This window comes from Microbaculum marinum (genome assembly GCF_037855135.1).
In the GTDB taxonomy this organism is placed as follows: Bacteria; Pseudomonadota; Alphaproteobacteria; order Rhizobiales; family Tepidamorphaceae; genus Microbaculum; species Microbaculum marinum.
The window spans coordinates 271,408-286,739 of sequence record NZ_JAZHOF010000008.1 but is presented as its reverse complement, the minus strand read 5'-3'; the positions used below and the strand labels follow the sequence as shown (position 1 = coordinate 286,739).

At 65.3% G+C, this 15,332-nt stretch carries 15 protein-coding genes; 8 read left to right on the top strand and 7 right to left on the bottom strand.

Annotation, left to right across the window (positions count from 1 at the left end):
- The first annotated feature begins 140 nt into the window (after nucleotides 1-140).
- Nucleotides 141-1,946, top strand: a complete 1,806-nt coding sequence (locus V3328_RS19785) for a PHA/PHB synthase family protein (RefSeq protein WP_340331441.1) — start codon at nucleotides 141-143, stop codon at nucleotides 1,944-1,946.
- Nucleotides 1,947-2,032: 86 nt separating this feature from the next.
- Nucleotides 2,033-2,875 carry an EamA family transporter gene (locus V3328_RS19780; protein WP_340331440.1) on the top strand — a complete coding sequence of 281 codons (843 nt, stop codon included), beginning with the start codon at nucleotides 2,033-2,035 and terminating at the stop codon, nucleotides 2,873-2,875.
- An 18-nt stretch (nucleotides 2,876-2,893) separates the two neighbouring features.
- On the opposite strand, the gene argC is transcribed toward V3328_RS19780, so the two are convergent.
- From argC to V3328_RS19760, 4 genes are all read right to left on the bottom strand, one after another.
- Nucleotides 2,894-3,922 (bottom strand): N-acetyl-gamma-glutamyl-phosphate reductase, encoded by a 1,029-nt coding sequence (argC, locus tag V3328_RS19775; protein WP_340331439.1) that lies wholly within the window; start codon nucleotides 3,920-3,922, stop codon nucleotides 2,894-2,896.
- Nucleotides 3,923-4,027: 105 nt separating this feature from the next.
- Entirely contained in the window at nucleotides 4,028-4,516 is a 489-nt protein-coding gene (gene rpsI / locus V3328_RS19770) for a 30S ribosomal protein S9 (RefSeq protein ID WP_340331438.1), read from the bottom strand.
- A 2-nt stretch (nucleotides 4,517-4,518) separates the two neighbouring features.
- Complete coding sequence (rplM, locus tag V3328_RS19765; RefSeq protein WP_340331437.1) at nucleotides 4,519-4,983, bottom strand: 50S ribosomal protein L13; 465 nt, start codon at nucleotides 4,981-4,983, stop codon at nucleotides 4,519-4,521.
- A gap of 198 nt (nucleotides 4,984-5,181) precedes the next feature.
- The gene (locus tag V3328_RS19760) at nucleotides 5,182-5,598 is read right to left on the bottom strand and encodes a PaaI family thioesterase (protein ID WP_340331436.1); all 417 of its coding nucleotides are present in this window, start codon (nucleotides 5,596-5,598) and stop codon (nucleotides 5,182-5,184) included.
- A 168-nt stretch (nucleotides 5,599-5,766) separates the two neighbouring features.
- Here V3328_RS19760 and V3328_RS19755 point away from each other — a divergent pair, with 168 nt between their 5' ends.
- The 4 genes from V3328_RS19755 (at nucleotide 5,767) to V3328_RS19740 (ending at nucleotide 9,109) form a co-directional block, all read left to right on the top strand.
- Entirely contained in the window at nucleotides 5,767-6,351 is a 585-nt protein-coding gene (locus V3328_RS19755; RefSeq protein ID WP_340331435.1) for a hypothetical protein, read from the top strand.
- Nucleotides 6,352-6,360: 9 nt separating this feature from the next.
- Nucleotides 6,361-7,194 (top strand): enoyl-CoA hydratase, encoded by an 834-nt coding sequence (locus V3328_RS19750; protein WP_340331434.1) that lies wholly within the window; start codon nucleotides 6,361-6,363, stop codon nucleotides 7,192-7,194.
- A 10-nt stretch (nucleotides 7,195-7,204) separates the two neighbouring features.
- On the top strand, nucleotides 7,205-7,750 hold the full coding sequence (locus tag V3328_RS19745) for a CoA-binding protein (RefSeq protein ID WP_340331433.1): 546 nt from the start codon (nucleotides 7,205-7,207) through the stop codon (nucleotides 7,748-7,750).
- Nucleotides 7,751-7,822: 72 nt separating this feature from the next.
- Complete coding sequence (locus V3328_RS19740) at nucleotides 7,823-9,109, top strand: O-acetylhomoserine aminocarboxypropyltransferase (RefSeq protein WP_340331432.1); 1,287 nt, start codon at nucleotides 7,823-7,825, stop codon at nucleotides 9,107-9,109.
- A 22-nt stretch (nucleotides 9,110-9,131) separates the two neighbouring features.
- Here V3328_RS19740 and V3328_RS19735 read toward each other — a convergent pair whose 3' ends face one another.
- Complete coding sequence (locus V3328_RS19735; RefSeq protein WP_340331431.1) at nucleotides 9,132-10,265, bottom strand: COX15/CtaA family protein; 1,134 nt, start codon at nucleotides 10,263-10,265, stop codon at nucleotides 9,132-9,134.
- 177 nt (nucleotides 10,266-10,442) lie between these two features.
- On the opposite strand from V3328_RS19735, the gene V3328_RS19730 reads away from it, so the two are divergent.
- The gene (locus V3328_RS19730) at nucleotides 10,443-10,652 is read left to right on the top strand and encodes a DUF2842 domain-containing protein (protein ID WP_340331430.1); all 210 of its coding nucleotides are present in this window, start codon (nucleotides 10,443-10,445) and stop codon (nucleotides 10,650-10,652) included.
- A gap of 6 nt (nucleotides 10,653-10,658) precedes the next feature.
- On the opposite strand, the gene V3328_RS19725 is transcribed toward V3328_RS19730, so the two are convergent.
- Nucleotides 10,659-11,714 carry a polysaccharide deacetylase family protein gene (locus V3328_RS19725; protein ID WP_340331429.1) on the bottom strand — a complete coding sequence of 352 codons (1,056 nt, stop codon included), beginning with the start codon at nucleotides 11,712-11,714 and terminating at the stop codon, nucleotides 10,659-10,661.
- Between the two features lie 163 nt (nucleotides 11,715-11,877).
- Between V3328_RS19725 and V3328_RS19720 the strand changes: the two genes are divergently transcribed.
- Nucleotides 11,878-13,044 (top strand): GNAT family N-acetyltransferase, encoded by a 1,167-nt coding sequence (locus tag V3328_RS19720; RefSeq protein WP_340331428.1) that lies wholly within the window; start codon nucleotides 11,878-11,880, stop codon nucleotides 13,042-13,044.
- A 28-nt stretch (nucleotides 13,045-13,072) separates the two neighbouring features.
- On the opposite strand, the gene V3328_RS19715 is transcribed toward V3328_RS19720, so the two are convergent.
- Nucleotides 13,073-15,229, bottom strand: a complete 2,157-nt coding sequence (locus V3328_RS19715) for a GumC family protein (protein ID WP_340331427.1) — start codon at nucleotides 15,227-15,229, stop codon at nucleotides 13,073-13,075.
- Between the last annotated feature and the right edge of the window lie 103 nt (nucleotides 15,230-15,332).

Sequence of the window (15,332 nt, the reverse complement as noted above, 5' to 3'; positions counted from 1 at the left end):
CCGTGCATTTGGCTGTAGGAATCCAATATGTCAAAACGGGGACGTCGGCCGTCGACAACCGTGGGACGTGCCAGAGTGCGCGAGCGGATCAAAACGACATCCGGACGCCGGCGATCCGGAAACAGACAAGCGGGTGGGTCATGACCGATATCAGGGAAAACCCCGAACAGGCCTTCGCGGTGCGCGATCCCGAAGCGTTCGCGCAGAACATGGCCCGCCTCGCCGAGGAGGGAGGCAAGGCCATGGCGGCCTTCCTGGGTCCGCGCGAGACGGGAGAGGCCAAGCTCATCTTCGCGGAGGAAATGACCCTTGCCGCAAAGACGCTGTCGCAGATCGCCGAGAAGTGGCTGTCGGATCCCCAGAGGGCCGTCGAGGCCCAGACCAGGCTGTGGACGGGATACCTCGACCTCTGGACCAGGGCGCTTCGTCGCCAGGCCGGCCAGGACGACGAGGAGCCGTCGCAACCGGCCGCCGCCGACAAGCGGTTCGCCGACCCATCGTGGCAGACGCATCCCATGTTCGGCTTCCTCAAGGACGCCTATCTCCTGACGGCGGACTGGGCGGAGTCGATCGTCGACCAGACGGAGGATATCGACGAACACACCCGCCACAAGGCGCAGTTCTATGTCAGGCAGATCGCGAACGCGATCTCGCCGTCGAATTTCGTGCTCACCAATCCCGAATTGCTGCAGGAGACGCTGGAGACCAACGGCGAGAACCTCGTCCGCGGAATGAAGATGCTCGCCGAGGACATCAGGCTCGGCAAGGGCGAACTGAAGATCCGCCAATCCGATCCCACCAAGTTCGAGGTCGGCAAGAACCTGGCCCTGTCACCGGGAAAGGTGATCTTCCAGAACGAGTTGATGCAGCTGATCCAGTACTCGCCGACGACGGAAACGGTGCTGAAGCGGCCGTTCCTGATGGTGCCGCCGTGGATCAACAAGTTCTACATCCTCGACCTGACGCCGGAGAAGTCCTTGTTCCGCTGGCTGATCGATCAGGGCCACACGGTCTTCTGCATCTCCTGGGTCAATCCGGACGGGCATCTGGCGCGCAAGTCCTTCGAGGAATACATGCGCGAGGGCATCCTCACCGCGGTGGACATCGTCGAAGAGATAACCGGCGAGGATCGGATCAATGCAGCCGGATACTGCGTCGGAGGCACCCTTCTGGCCGCCACGCTCGCCCACATGGCCGCCAGGGGCGACGAGCGGATCGCGAGCGTCACCTTGCTGACGGCGCAGGTCGACTTCACCCATGCCGGCGACCTGAAGGTCTTCGTCGACGAGGATCAGATACGCGCGGTGGAAGAGGACATGGCGCAGCGCGGCTACCTGGAGGGCCGGCGCATGGCGATGGCCTTCAACCTGCTCCGGTCGAACGACCTGATCTGGCCCTATATGGTGAACAACTACCTTCGGGGGCGCGCTCCGTTCCCCTTCGACCTGCTCTACTGGAACTCGGATTCGACGCACATGCCGGCGGCGAATCACAGCTTCTATCTTCGCAACTGCTACCTGGAGAACCGCCTCTCGAAGGGGGAAATGGAGATCGGCGGCGAACGGCTCGACCTCTCGAGGATCCGCATCCCCGTCTACAATCTCGCCACCCGGGAGGATCACATAGCCCCGGCAAAATCGGTATTCGTCGGCTCCCGCTTCTTCGGCGGACCGGTCCGCTTCGTGCTCGCCGGCTCCGGCCACATCGCCGGCGTGGTCAATCCCCCCGAGAAGCACAAGTACCAGTACTGGACCGGCCCAAAGCCTGCGGGCGAATACGAGAAGTGGCTTGCCAAGGCCAAGGAGAAGCCCGGTTCGTGGTGGCCCGACTGGCAGGCATGGGTAACGAAACAGAACAAGGAAACGGTGCCCGCCCGCAAGCCCGGGAGCCGAAAGTACAAGCCCATCGAGGACGCCCCCGGCAGCTACGTGCGCAAGCAGAGCTGAACGTCCATCGGCCAACGGATTTTGTGTGACGTCTCGATGACAGTGCGGTAGGTGTCGGCGCCACCTTCCCACAGTCCGCCCGACCCGTGACACTGTCCGTCGCCCTCCTCGTCCTGTTCTCGGCCGTCCTGCACGCCAGCTGGAACGCCATCGTCCGGATCAAGGGGGACCGCCTCGCGGTCGTCACGCTGCTGGCGACCTTCGGCGCGCTGTTCGCCCTGCCCGCCGTCGTCTTCCTGCCGCCGCCGCCCGTCGACGCCTGGCCGTGGCTGGCCGCGTCGATGCTCCTGCATGTCGGCTACAACGTCTTCCTGGCCAATGCGTACGCGCACGGCGAACTCGGCAAGGTCTATCCCCTGGCGCGCGGCGCAGCGCCGCTGATGACCCTGGCCGCAAGCCTCACGCTGCTCGACGAACCGCTCGGCACCACCACGATCCTCGGCATCGTCGTGCTAGGCGGCGGCATCATCGCGCTGACCTTCGATCGCGGTCTGAGGGTCCTGATCGAGGCCCCGAAAGGCGCGATCTACGCCCTGTCCACATCGCTCTTCATCGGCGGCTACACGATATCCGACGGCCTTGGCGCACGGACCTCCGGAGACGCGCTGGCCTACACGGCATGGCTGTTCGTCCTGGATGGCTTGCCGCTGCTCATCTATGCCGCAGTCCGGCGCGGCCGCGGCATCGGTGCGATGTTTTCGGAGAACTGGAAGGCGGGAATGACGGCCGGCGCCTTGTCGATCGGTGCCTACGCCATCGTGATCTGGGCGATGACTGTGGCGCCGATCGCCCTCGTCGCCGCTTTGCGGGAGACGAGCGTCGTCATGGCCGTGCTGATCGGCGTCGTCTTCCTCGGCGAACGGCTGACGACGGCCCGGACCGTGTCCGTGGCCGTCGTTATCGTCGGTCTTGTGATGCTCAGGCTATAGCGCCTCGGCGGCCGGCGTTCACGGGAACAGCGGCAACTGTTCCAGGCCGGTGGTCTCGGGCAGGCCCAGCATCAGGTTCATGTTCTGGATCGCCTGTCCGCTGGCACCCTTGACCAGGTTGTCGAGGACAGAGATCACGATGGTGCGGCCCTGCTGGCGGTCCGCGACGACGCCGATCAGGCAGTGGTTCGAACCGCGCACGTGCCGGGTCGCCGGGGTCTTGCCAAATGGCAGAACGTGGACGAACGGCTCGCCGGCGAACTGCTTCGACAGGTGGGCGTGGACCGCCTCGGCGTCCGCCTTGAGATAGGTGGTCGCCAGGATCCCCCGGTTCTGCGGCAGCAGATGCGGTGTGAAGGTCGCCACGACCGATCTGCCGGCCGCCTTGGACAGTTCCTGATCGATCTCGCCCATATGGCGGTGAGCGGCCACCGAATAGGCGTGGAACCCTTCCGACACCTCGGTGAACAGGTTGGCTTCCTTCGCCGAGCGGCCGGCCCCGGAAACCCCGGACTTGGCATCGATGACGACCCAGTCAGGGTCGGCGAGACCGGCCCTGAACACCGGTATCAGCGGGATCAGCGCGGTGGCGACGTAACACCCGGTGTTGGCGACGATCCGCGCATCCCTGATCCGGTCGCGGTAGAACTCGGGCAGGCCGTAGACGACCTCCTTCTGGAGCTCGATCTCGGAATGCTCGTGGCCGTACCACTTCGCGTAGGCCTCCGGATCCTCCAGCCGGAAGTCGGCCGACAGGTCGACGACCTTGAGCCGTTCGGGAAGTCCCGCGATGACCTTCTGCGTCGTCGCGTGCGGCAACGCGCAGAACACCGCGTCGACACCGGCCCAGTCGACCTCGTCGATCGACGTCAGCGCCGGCAGGTCGAGGATCGCCAGGTGCGGGAAGACGTCAGCCATCTCCTGGCCGGCCTTCCGGTCGGCGGTGATCGCGACGATCTCCATCGACGGATGGCGCGCCAGCAGGCGGACCAGTTCCGCTCCGGTGTATCCGCTTGCGCCCAATATCGCGACCCGTGTCGTGGTCATGACTGTCTCCGTCTCAAACCGTTTCAGACTATTCCGTGAAGCACATACGAGAAGGGCGCCCGGAGGGCGCCCTTTCGATAATCCTGCGCTGCCCTGCCCTGACGGTCAGCGCTTCGAGAACTGGAAGCTGCGGCGTGCCTTGCGCTTGCCGTACTTCTTGCGCTCGACGACGCGGGAGTCGCGGGTAAGGAAGCCGCCCTTCTTGAGGATCGGCCGCAGATCCGGCTCGAAGTTGGTCAGCGCCTTGGAGAGGCCGTGGCGAACCGCGCCGGCCTGGCCGGACAGGCCGCCACCAGTGACCGTGCACACCACGTCGTACTGGTTCTGCCGGTTGGCAGCCACCAGCGGCTGCTGCAGCACCATGCGCAGGACGGGCCGGGCGAAATAGGTCGCGAGTTCCTTGCCGTTCACCGTAATGGCGCCGTTTCCTGGCTTGACCCAGACGCGGGCGACCGCGTCCTTACGCTTGCCGGTGGCATAGGCGCGTCCCTGGGCGTCAAGCTTCTGCTCGTAAACCGGAGCCTCGTTGGCTTCGGCTCCCTGGCCGAGGGCGCTGCCGAGGTCCTCGAGCGACTGGATTTCGGTCTCGCTCATGCTCAAAAGATCCTGACGTTCTTGGGATTGAGGGCGGCCACGTCGAGCTTGACGGGCTGCTGGGCCTCATGGGGATGGTCCGGGCCGGCATAGACCCGAAGGTTCTTGAGCTGCTGGCGACCGAGCGGTCCGCGCGGCAGCATCCGCTCGACGGCCTTCTCGACCACCCGCTCGGGGTGCTTGCCGTCGAGAATCTGGCCAGCCTTGCGTTCCTTGATGCCGCCGGGATACCCGGTGTGCCAGTAATAGGTCTTGTTCTCGCGCTTGCGGCCGGTCAGCACCACCTTGTCCGCATTGACCACGACGACGTTGTCGCCGCAATCGACGTGCGGGGTGAAGATGGCCTTGTGCTTGCCGCGCAGCCGGGTGGCGATCAGCGTGGCTAGCCGGCCGACGACGAGGCCGTCACCGTCGATCACTATCCACTGCTTCTCAACCTCGGCCGGTTTCGCCGAATAGGTCTTCATGTATTCACCTGTCGGATGTCCGATCGCCGGTCAGTACCGGCGCATGCAAAGCGGCGCCCGGCTACGGTTGAACTGCCGGGTGCCTTGTCAGCGCGGGTATGTAGCCTCGCCGCCTCCACCAGTCAAGCAGTTTGTGCCGACACACGGCCAGAATTAGCACGTAAATCCAGCACCTTAGGAAAGCGGTATTATATTACCTCATTTCTCGGGCGGGATGGCGTAGGTGCACACGACATGCGCGACGATTTCGTCCGAACCTTCCGACGTCAGGCGGACCTCGCCGACGGCGAGCCGGCTCCCGAGCTTCATCACCTCGCAATCGGCCAGCATGTCCCTCGGCCCCGGCTTTCGAAGGAAATTGATCGACAGGTTCGTGGTCACGGCCAGCGCCACCGGCCCGAGGCCGGCGAGCAGCGCCACGTACATCGCATAGTCGGCGAGCGCCATCATGGACGGGCCGGAGATGGTCCCGCCCGGTCGAATGTGACGGTCATGGTACTGCATGCGCACGACGGCGCCGCGGGGGCGAACGCTTTCGATCGAGAACGTCTTGCCGCCGTGGTTCATCTGCGGAAATTCGGTATCGAGGAATTCCTGAACCTCCGTAACGTTCATTCGCAGTGGCGTTTCGCCGACGTCCGCCATAGGATTGCCCCGCTTTGCTGCCGATGTCGCGCCTGCTTTGACATGCCGGTCGCGGTCGTCGCAAGAGTTCCAAAGGTGCGGTGGCCCTCGGGATACGCCGTTTTGAGTCCGAGCCGGTACAGCCAAGGATATTGAAGAATGATCAGACTGTTCCGTTCCTTCACCCTCGCCGCCGCGCTGGCTCTCGCCTTCGCCGTGCCCGGCAACGAGAGAGCCGCCCTCGCCCAGGATCAGCAACTGCCCCCGCAGGTCCAGCTCACGCCGGAACTGGTCGAGGGGTTCATCGCGAGCTACCCGGAACTGGAGGCTCTCGGCGCCCGGCTCGAACAGAAGTACGGCAAGGTGAACGCCGACCCGGAAGACCCCTCGAGTTTCGTCACCGGCTTCTCCCAGTATGCGGACGCCCGTGGCCAGATGGAGGGGATCGTGCAGAGCCACGGAATTTCTTCGCTCGAGCAATGGGTCCAGGTCGCCTATTCGGTGATGCTGGCCTACTCGTTCTCGGAGCGTGGCGAGGGCGGCGGCAGCGTCGACAGCGAAATGGCCGAGGCGATCGCCCAGATCAAAGGCGACAAGAGCATTCCCGACAGCCAGAAAGAGCAGCTGATCACGATGCTGGAACAGCAGATGGCGCAGATCAGCCAGCTCCGGCCGCCGGCCGGCAATATCGAGATCGTCTCTCAGTATGCGGACCAGATCAGATCTATCGCCGACGCGGAATAGCGTACCGGAATGATGCCTGAAGCAACACGGAGCGACGACGCCCCGGCGACGTCGGACGGCCCACTGCTGACGGATCGGGACGGCGAGGTCGCGATCCTGACGCTGAACCGGGCCGCAGCCCGCAATTCTCTGTCGGAATCCCTCGTCGACGCACTTGCCGCTGCGTTCGAGACGATCACGCCGGACCGCACCGTCAAGGCTATCGTCCTCACCGGCGCGCCGCCGGCATTCTGTGCCGGTCACGATTTGCGCGAGATGACCGAGGCCCGCTCGGCGGGTGACCGCGGCCGAGCCTACTTCGAGCGCATCTTCGCCAAGTGCAGCACCGTCATGCAGGCAATCGTCGCCTGTCCGAAGCCCGTCATCGCATCCGTGGAAGGAATAGCTACCGCGGCCGGCTGCCAGCTGGTTGCGACATGCGACCTTGCAGTCGCCGGCGAAAGCGCGCGGTTCGCGACGCCGGGCGTGAATATCGGGCTGTTCTGTTCGACGCCGATGGTGGCGCTGACGCGCAACGTATCGCCGAAGCACGCCATGGAAATGCTGCTGACCGGTGACATGGTTTCGGCCGGTCGTGCCGAGCAGATCGGACTGATCAACAAGGTGGTTGCAACCGGCGACGCCATGGACAGCGCCATGGCCCTTGCCCGGCAGATTGCCGCCAAGTCCCCGCTGACGGTCAGGACCGGCAAGAAAACCTTCTACCGCCAGCGCGAAATGCCGCTGGCGGAGGCATATGCCTACACGGCCCGGATCATGACCGAGAACATGCTCGCCCGAGACGCCGAGGAAGGCATCGGCGCCTTCCTGGACAAGCGCACTCCGCAGTGGACGGGCGAGTGACGCCGGCGCGATGAATCACGACCGATACCCCGACGACTACATCCGCGACATTCTCGACGAGGTGAAGGTGATCGCCATGGTCGGGGCGAGCGCAAACAATATCCGGCCGAGCTATTTCGCCATGAAGTACCTCCTGGAAAAGGGCTATCGAGTGATTCCCGTGAATCCCGGCCAGGCCGGCCCGGAGATACTCGGCCAGCTCTGCTACGCGCGCCTGTCCGACATTCCCGAGCCGATCGACATGGTCGATATCTTCCGTGCGTCGGAGGCGGCGGACGCGGTGGTCGACGAGGCTCTGGCGCTCGATCCCGTGCCCAAGGTCATCTGGATGCAGCTCGGGGTGCGAAACGACACCGCGGCGGCAAGGGCCGAGGCCGCAGGCCTACGGGTCGTAATGAACCGCTGTCCGAAGATCGAGTACGGGCGCCTGTCCGGCGAGATCGGCTGGATGGGGGTGAATCGCGGCTCGATATCCAGCCGTCGAGCGACGCTTTCGTCGGGCCGAACGCAGCGTCTTTCGCTGTCGAAAACCAGAACCGTTCCGTCTTCGGAATAAATTGACGCCCTACAAGGCGGCGTACAGTATCACCCGCCGTTAAAGTCACGCATCCAATCGGGAGAAACACCAATGAGCGACGAGCGCGCACCCGGCTTCAATACGATGTCCATTCATGCCGGCGCACAGCCGGATCCCACGACCGGGGCACGGGCCACTCCCATCTACCAGACGACCTCTTTCGTCTTCGAGGACGTCGATCATGCCGCGTCGCTGTTCGGCCTGCAGGCTTTCGGCAATATCTATACCCGAATCGGCAATCCGACTTGCGCAGTGCTCGAGGAACGCGTGGCAGCGCTGGAGGGCGGCACCGCCGCGCTCGCGGTCGCTTCGGGGCATGCCGCGCAGGTGATCGCCATGCACACCCTGCTGGAGCCCGGCGACGAGTTCATCGCCGGCCGGCAGCTTTACGGCGGCTCGATCAACCAGTTCAACCATTCCTTCAAGAAGTTCGACTGGCACGTCGTGTGGGCCGACTCCACCGACGTGTCCAGTTTCGAGAAGGCAGTGACGCCGAAAACCAAGGCGATCTTCATAGAGTCCGTCGCCAACCCCGGCGGCGTGGTCGTCGACATCGAAGGCATCGCCCAGGTCGCCCGCCGCGCCGGCGTTCCGCTGATCGTCGACAACACGCTGGCCACGCCGTACCTGTGCCGTCCCTTCGAGCACGGGGCGGATATCGTCATCCACTCCGCGACCAAGTTCCTCGGCGGACACGGCAATTCGATCGGCGGCGTCATCGTCGACGGCGGCAGCTTCAACTGGATGCGCGAGGGACGCTATCCCACCCTCTCCGAGCCGAACGAGTCCTACCAGGGCATGATACTCGGCGAGACGTTCGGCAACTTCGCCTTCGCGATCGCCTGCCGGGTGCTCGGGCTGCGCGACCTCGGCCCCGCGCTCTCGCCCTTCAACGCGTTCCTGCTTGCCACCGGCATCGAGACACTGCCGCTTCGCATGCAGCGTCATTGCGAGAACGCACTGGCGGTGGCCGAATTCCTGTCCAGCCATCCCAAGGTGTCCTGGGTGTCGTATGCGGGGCTCCCCGGCGACCGGTATCACAAGCTGCAGCAGAAATACTGCCCGAAAGGCGCCGGAGCGGTGTTCACGTTCGGCGTCAAGGGCGGCTACGATGCGGGGATCAAGGTCGTGTCCAACGTCAAGATGTTCTCGCATCTCGCCAATATCGGCGACACCCGCAGCCTGATCATTCACCCTGCCTCGACGACGCATCGGCAGCTCTCCGACGCCCAGAAGACATCGGCGGGAGCCGGGCCTGACGTCGTCAGGCTGTCGATCGGCATAGAGGACAAGGAAGACATCATCGCCGATCTCGACCAGGCGCTGGCGTCGGCCTGATCGTTCGGCCACCGCGGGGCACCTACCCGGGGATATTCTCCAGCGGCCTTGCTTCGGCGAGGGCGCCCGGACGAGGTTCGGGCGCTCCCGTCGGATGATGCAGCGCATAGGCGTGGAGCACCGCCGTCGCCAGCACCACCATGGCGCCGGCCTGATGGGCGAGCGCCAGCCACAGGGGCATGCCGAGCACGAGCGTCGCGATGCCGAGCCCCGCCTGGCCCAGCGTAAGACCGGCAAGATACACAGCACGTGCCGCCGCCGGGCCTTGCCCACCGTTTCGACTGGCATCGACGGCATGCCAGATGGTGGCCAGCACCAGAACGTAGGCCACCATCCTGTGATCGAACTGCACGGTCGTGATGTTCTCGAACGCGTTCAGCCACCAGGGCGTCTGCATCAGCAGCCCTTCCGGGACGAACCTGCCATCCATCAGCGGCCACGTCTGGTAGGTGAGGCCGGCATCGAGGCCCGCGACCAGTCCGCCGAGCACGATCTGCAGGAATATGAGTGCGACGATTGCGACTGCGGTCGTCCGGAGCCGGCGGGGGCTCGCCGCCTCGGGCGAGCGATCGCGAATTCCTTCTGTGATCCAAAGGAGATAGGCGAAGATCGCCGAGGCGAGCACGAGGTGGGCGGCGAGCCGGTACTGGCTGACCGAGACCCGGTCGACGAGGCCGCTGGCCACCATGTACCAGCCGAGCGCGCCCTGCAGGCCGCCGAGCACGAAGGCGCCCCAAAGCCACGGCACCAGACGCCTTTCCACCCGCCGGGTCGCCAGGAACCACACGAACGGCACGAAGAACAGGACGCCGATGAAGCGGCCGAGGAAGCGATGCGCCCATTCCCACCAGTAGATCGACTTGAACTCGTCCAGGCTCATGCCCTTGTTGAGCTGCTGGTACTGCGGAATTTGCCGATATTTTTCAAAGGCTTCGACCCAGTCGGACTGGCTCAGCGGCGGGATCGCGCCGGTCACCGGCGCCCACTCGGTGATGGCCAGGCCGGATTCGGTCAAACGCGTTGCGCCGCCGACGATGACCATCGCGAAGACGCAGAGAGCGACGCTCCAGAGCCAGAACCTGACTATCGGGCGGGCCGCGATCTGGCGCGGCGTCGCCGGCGACGTTGTGTGGTCATCCGTTCGAACCGAACCCATGCGCCGTAGTGCCTCTTCTTCCGGTCTTGGTTTGAGCGTTCAGAGGTCCTAGTTAGTCTGCAGGAGATTCCGGGACAACCGGGGAGACGGGTGCCGGCGGCGTGACACGATGCCGCCAGGAGTGTGCCTTCCCGGTGCCGTCAGTGGATCAGGGCAGTGTCAGGAGCGTGCCAGAGCATGAGGCGATTCGTGGGACTGGGCGGACTGACCGTCTTCGTGTTGATCTATGTCGCAATCGCCATGGTCGTCGGCGCCAACCACATCCTGCAGTTGCCCGGCATCGTCCAGCTCGTCTACTTCGCGGTGGCGGGCTTCGCCTGGACGATACCGGCGATGTGGATCATCAAATGGATGCGGCGAGGGCCGCAAAGCGACACGGCGGCGTGACGCCGGTCAGGCCGCGTCGACCTTCCTGAACCCGTTCCACAGCGCGAACGGCGCGCCGGTGAGAAACAGATCGAGGTAGCGGAGCGACTGGTAGTCGCCGTTCAGCGATACGCGCGGCAGCGCCGTCAGGTATCCCGCGTGCTGCGGATAGAGGACCCCGGGCCGGGTGGTGACTGCTGTCGCGAATCCGAGCCGCGCGGCAATCGCGAACTCTCGCGCTCCCGCCGACTCCGGATCGCCGTAGGGATAGGCGAGATGGCGCGGGCGGACGCCCGTTTTCTCGCCGATGCGGCGGCGGCTCCCCGCGATCTCGTACTCGGCTTCGGCATCCGACAGCCTGGCGAGCGCCGGGTGGCTGATGGTATGGGCGCCGATCGTCACCAGTTCATCGCCGGCCAGCCACTCGATCTCCTCCCAGGTCAGCGACAGGTCGCGGACGATCGCGGGCATGTCGATGCCGGCATCCGCTGCGATGGTGCGCGCCATGGCGCGCTTCTCCGTCTCGCCGAGGCCGCGCAGCCGCCAGTAGACCTTCTCGTAGGCCCGGTACTTTTCCTCAACCGAGCCGCAGGCAAGCGTTTCGGAACCGTCGCCGGCCGGCACCTTGATCGATCCGGACGCGGCGATCGCCTGCTCCAGGGCGAGCCACCACGGCTCCGCGGTGCCGTCGGGCATGCAGGTGGCAACGTAGATCGCGAACGGCGCCTCCTGTCGTTTCAGCACCGGGAAGGCATGGTCGAGATTGTCGCGATAGCCGTCGTCGAAGGTCAGGCAGGCGAAGCGGCGCCCCTGCCCTCCGGACCGCAATCGTTCGCGCGCCTCGTCGAGGCTGACGATGTCCAACCCGGCGGAGCGAATGCGCTTCACCGTCGCCTCCAGGAATTCCGGCGTCACGGTCAGTATGCGGTTCGGCGCGAAGGCCGGCGGCTCGCCGGGCACGACGCTGTGCAGCGTGAAGATGACGCCGGCGCCACTGGTGAACGGCGCCAGCGCCCGATACGCGCCGGTATAGTACAGCGTGTCCAGGCCGGCCCTGAAAATCGACGTTCTTCGGCGGTTCATCTTCTTACGCGCCCAATCCGATTGTCTTATAATGACAAACGATGCCAACCAATCGCTAAACATTGCCTGATAGGCATCCGTCTTCCTATACGCGAACCGGGAACCTAGTCGCAAAACGATGGCTGGCTTAACGCGCACAAGCGGCGAAATCGGTTACGGCGCGATGCAAGCCGACCAGGCCCTGCCGGTATCCGATATCCAGGTCTACACGTCATACCAGGCGGCAGAAGAGCGGTGGCGCGCCTTCGAGCAGGGAGCCCTGGCGACCCCCTACCAGCGCTATGACTGGGTGGAGGCGTGGTACCGCCACGTCGGCGCAAACCGGGGGCTCGAGCCACTCGTCGTCGCCGCAGCCGCCGGAGGCGACGGCACGGTGGCGTTGTGGCCGCTGGTCGTGCGGAGCTTCGGCCCGATACGGGTCGCCAGCTGGCCGGGCGGCAAGTTCGCCAACTACAACCTGGGTCTTTACGATCGCAAGATGGCGCCGGCCCTGGACGAACCGGCACTCAACGCCATCCTCGACCGGCTCCGCGACGCCGGACGCGTCGACGCGCTGTCGCTGCGCAACCAGCCGGAGGTGTGGCAGGGCATCCGCAATCCGCTGCTCAACCTGCCCAACCAGCCCTCCCCCAGCTTCGGCTACTCACTGGCGCTTCGCCCGGACTTCAAGGCGCTCTACGCGGAATTGCGCAGTGGCTCGACGCGCAAGAAGCTTCGGCGCAGCGAAAACCGGATCGAGAGCGAGTACGGAAGCTGCACCCTCCGGCATGTCGAAACCCGCGAGGAGGTCGACCGGATCATCGATGCCTTCATCGAACAGAAGGCCGAACGTATGCGGGAGCGCTCGCTGCCCAACGTCTTCGCAGTCCCCGGTGTCATGGACCTGTTTCGCGAACTTGCGGTTCGCGGACTTGGCACTCGCGAACCGCTGCTCGATCTGTACTGGCTGGACGCTGGCGGCCAAGTCGCGGCCACCTGGGCCGGCACGGCCGCAGGCGGCCGCCTGTGCGGGATCTTCAATTCATTCGATATGGGCGATCTGGCCCAGCATCAGCCCGGGGAAGTGCTTTTGCGCGACCTCCTCGAAAGCTGCTGTGCTCGCGGACTGACCGACTTCGACCTCGGCGTCGGCGAAGCGTCCTACAAGGACTCCTGGTGCCCGCGCACGGACCGACTGTTCGACAGCTTCCTGCCGCTGTCGGCCGCCGGCCGCCTGCACTCGGCCGCGGCGATGTCCACCTACCGACTCAAGCGCGCCGCCAAGCAATCGAAGTTTCTCGGAGACATCGCAAACCGGCTCCGCCTCAACCGGATTTCCCTGGTCGACTGACCGGGAACGCCAGACCGACGGCTTTCGATCAGGCCGCCGTCAGGCGAGGCCCGTCCTGATCGCCATCGACATGCAGCAGCGCCACGTTGACCAGCCCGGCATCCAGCAGCCGGTCCTGCGCACGGCGTGCCGTCGAATCTCCCGAGGACCCTGTCAGCAGCAGCACCGCCTGATCGGCCCGCGGCGCGAGCAGCCGGGCCTCGCCGTGCCGGATTACAGCCGGCGCCAGCAGGATCACCACGTCGTACGTATGCTTCAGTGCCTCGAGCACCGTATCCATCCTGCCCGAGGCGAGCAGGATCAGCGGGTCGCCATCGACCTGCCCCGCCGAAATGACGTGGACGCGCGAGGACTTGTCCCGCTGGATCGCCTCTTCGAAGTCTGTCGCACCACTCAGCAGGTCGCCAAGGCCCGGCACGTCATCCGATTCATCGTCCGCCCGCTGCTCGGCAAATTCCGTGTCGACCACGACGACCCGCCGCCCCTGGGCCGCGATCGACCGCGCCAGACGCATCGCCGTGGCCTGCAGGCCGCCGATCCTGCGTACCGCCGTGAACAGCACCGTATGCCCGACCTCACCGGCGGAGCGGACGACAATCTCGTCGCGTATGTCCTCCAGACCCGACCCCAGCGCCTCCGGATCCGGTGCCAGGGCCGGCCGTGACCTGCTCTCGATGACCCGGTACTCGCCGGGCACGGCCGCAGGCACGTCAGCGTCGTCCGTCCTGATCGGGGTCGGCAGGGGACCTACGCCGGGATAGGCATTGGCGGAGCGCACCAGTTCCAGCGTAATCACGATGCCGCAGCTCAAAATGAGACTGCCGAGGAACGCCGCCAGCAGCGTCGCCAACGTCTTCGGGAAGTACGGGCTCGACGCGGGCGCCGCCCGCGAAATGATGCGCGCATCGGCGGGAAGCGCTTCGAGGTCTTCGCGCGCGGTCGCGTCCCGATACCGGGCGAGCAGGAGTTCCAGCAGGTCGCGTTGCGATTTGGCGTCACGTTCCAGGGCGCGCAGTTCCACCTCCGCCCGATTCGATTCGGCAACGCCGGTTTCCAGCGAATCCACGCTGGCGAGCAGATCCTGCTCGCGTTCGGCGGCGACGGCCGCATCGTTCTCGGCTGCGCGCGAGTACTTGGTCGCCTCTTCCCGGATCTGCTGGCGAAGATCGCCAAGCTGGGCGTTGAGCTCCTGCATGCGCGGATGGCGCGGCCCCAGCGTCATCGACAACTCGGCGATCTGCGCGCGCAGCGTCACCTGCTGGGCCACGAGGTTCTGGATCAGGGGGGAATTCAGAACCTCGGAGGATTCCACCGGCCGGCCCGAGTCGAGCATCTCGCGGATCAGCCGGGCCTTGGCCTGTGCCTCCGCCTTCTGCGCCCGCGCGAGGGCAAGCTGCGTCGTCAGCTCGGTCAACTGCTGCGTCGACAGCGATTGCGGTTCGGCGGTGCCGCGCAGCGTCGAAAACAGGCCGTTCTCCGTCCTGAACTCGTCGACCTTGCGCTCGGCCTCGTTCACCTTGTCCCGCAGCGAATCGACCTGCCGGCGCAGCCAGTCGCTCGCTTCCGTCGTAGCGTCCCGCTTGGCCGTCTTCTGCATCTCGATGTAGCCGTCGGCGATCGCGTTGGCGACGCGTGCGGCAAGCTCCGGATCCTCGGAGGAAAACTCGATCGCGATTACCCGGGAGGTGTCGACCTGATAGACCACGAGGCGCTCGTAGTACCGGTCGAGGACACGTTCGTCGTTCGTCATGCTGGAGGGATCGCGCGTCACTCCGAACACCGACAGGATCCGGGAGGTCAGCGACGGCCCGCCATCGGGATTGAATTCGGGCAGGCTGGCGAGATCGAGCTCGCGGATCACCAGGCGGCTCAGGTCGCCCGATAGAATGAGCTGCACCTGGCTCTTGATCGACTCCTGGTCGAGCAGAACCCTTTCCTCGGTGGTTGCCGACGGCCGCGTGTAGGCGGTTTCCTGGTTCTCCACCAAGATCTTCGAAGTAGAGCGATAGAGCGGCGTCACGCTGGACAGCCACAGGACCGCTGCCGCACTCGCAAGGATCACGGGCACGACGATCCATGCCCGCGCACGCCAGAGCGCCGCCATCATGCCGCCCACAGGCACGCCGGGAGCGGCGCCTGCCTCACCGGCAGGCTGCGTTCCAGCGTAAGTACTGTGCTCGGACATAAGAATCGAACCCCGGCGAAGTGCCTTCGAACTTCATCCTCATAGGGTAACTATTGTGTTAACCGCCTGTTTACCCCGCCGACGGCCGGCCGCGTCAAGTTAG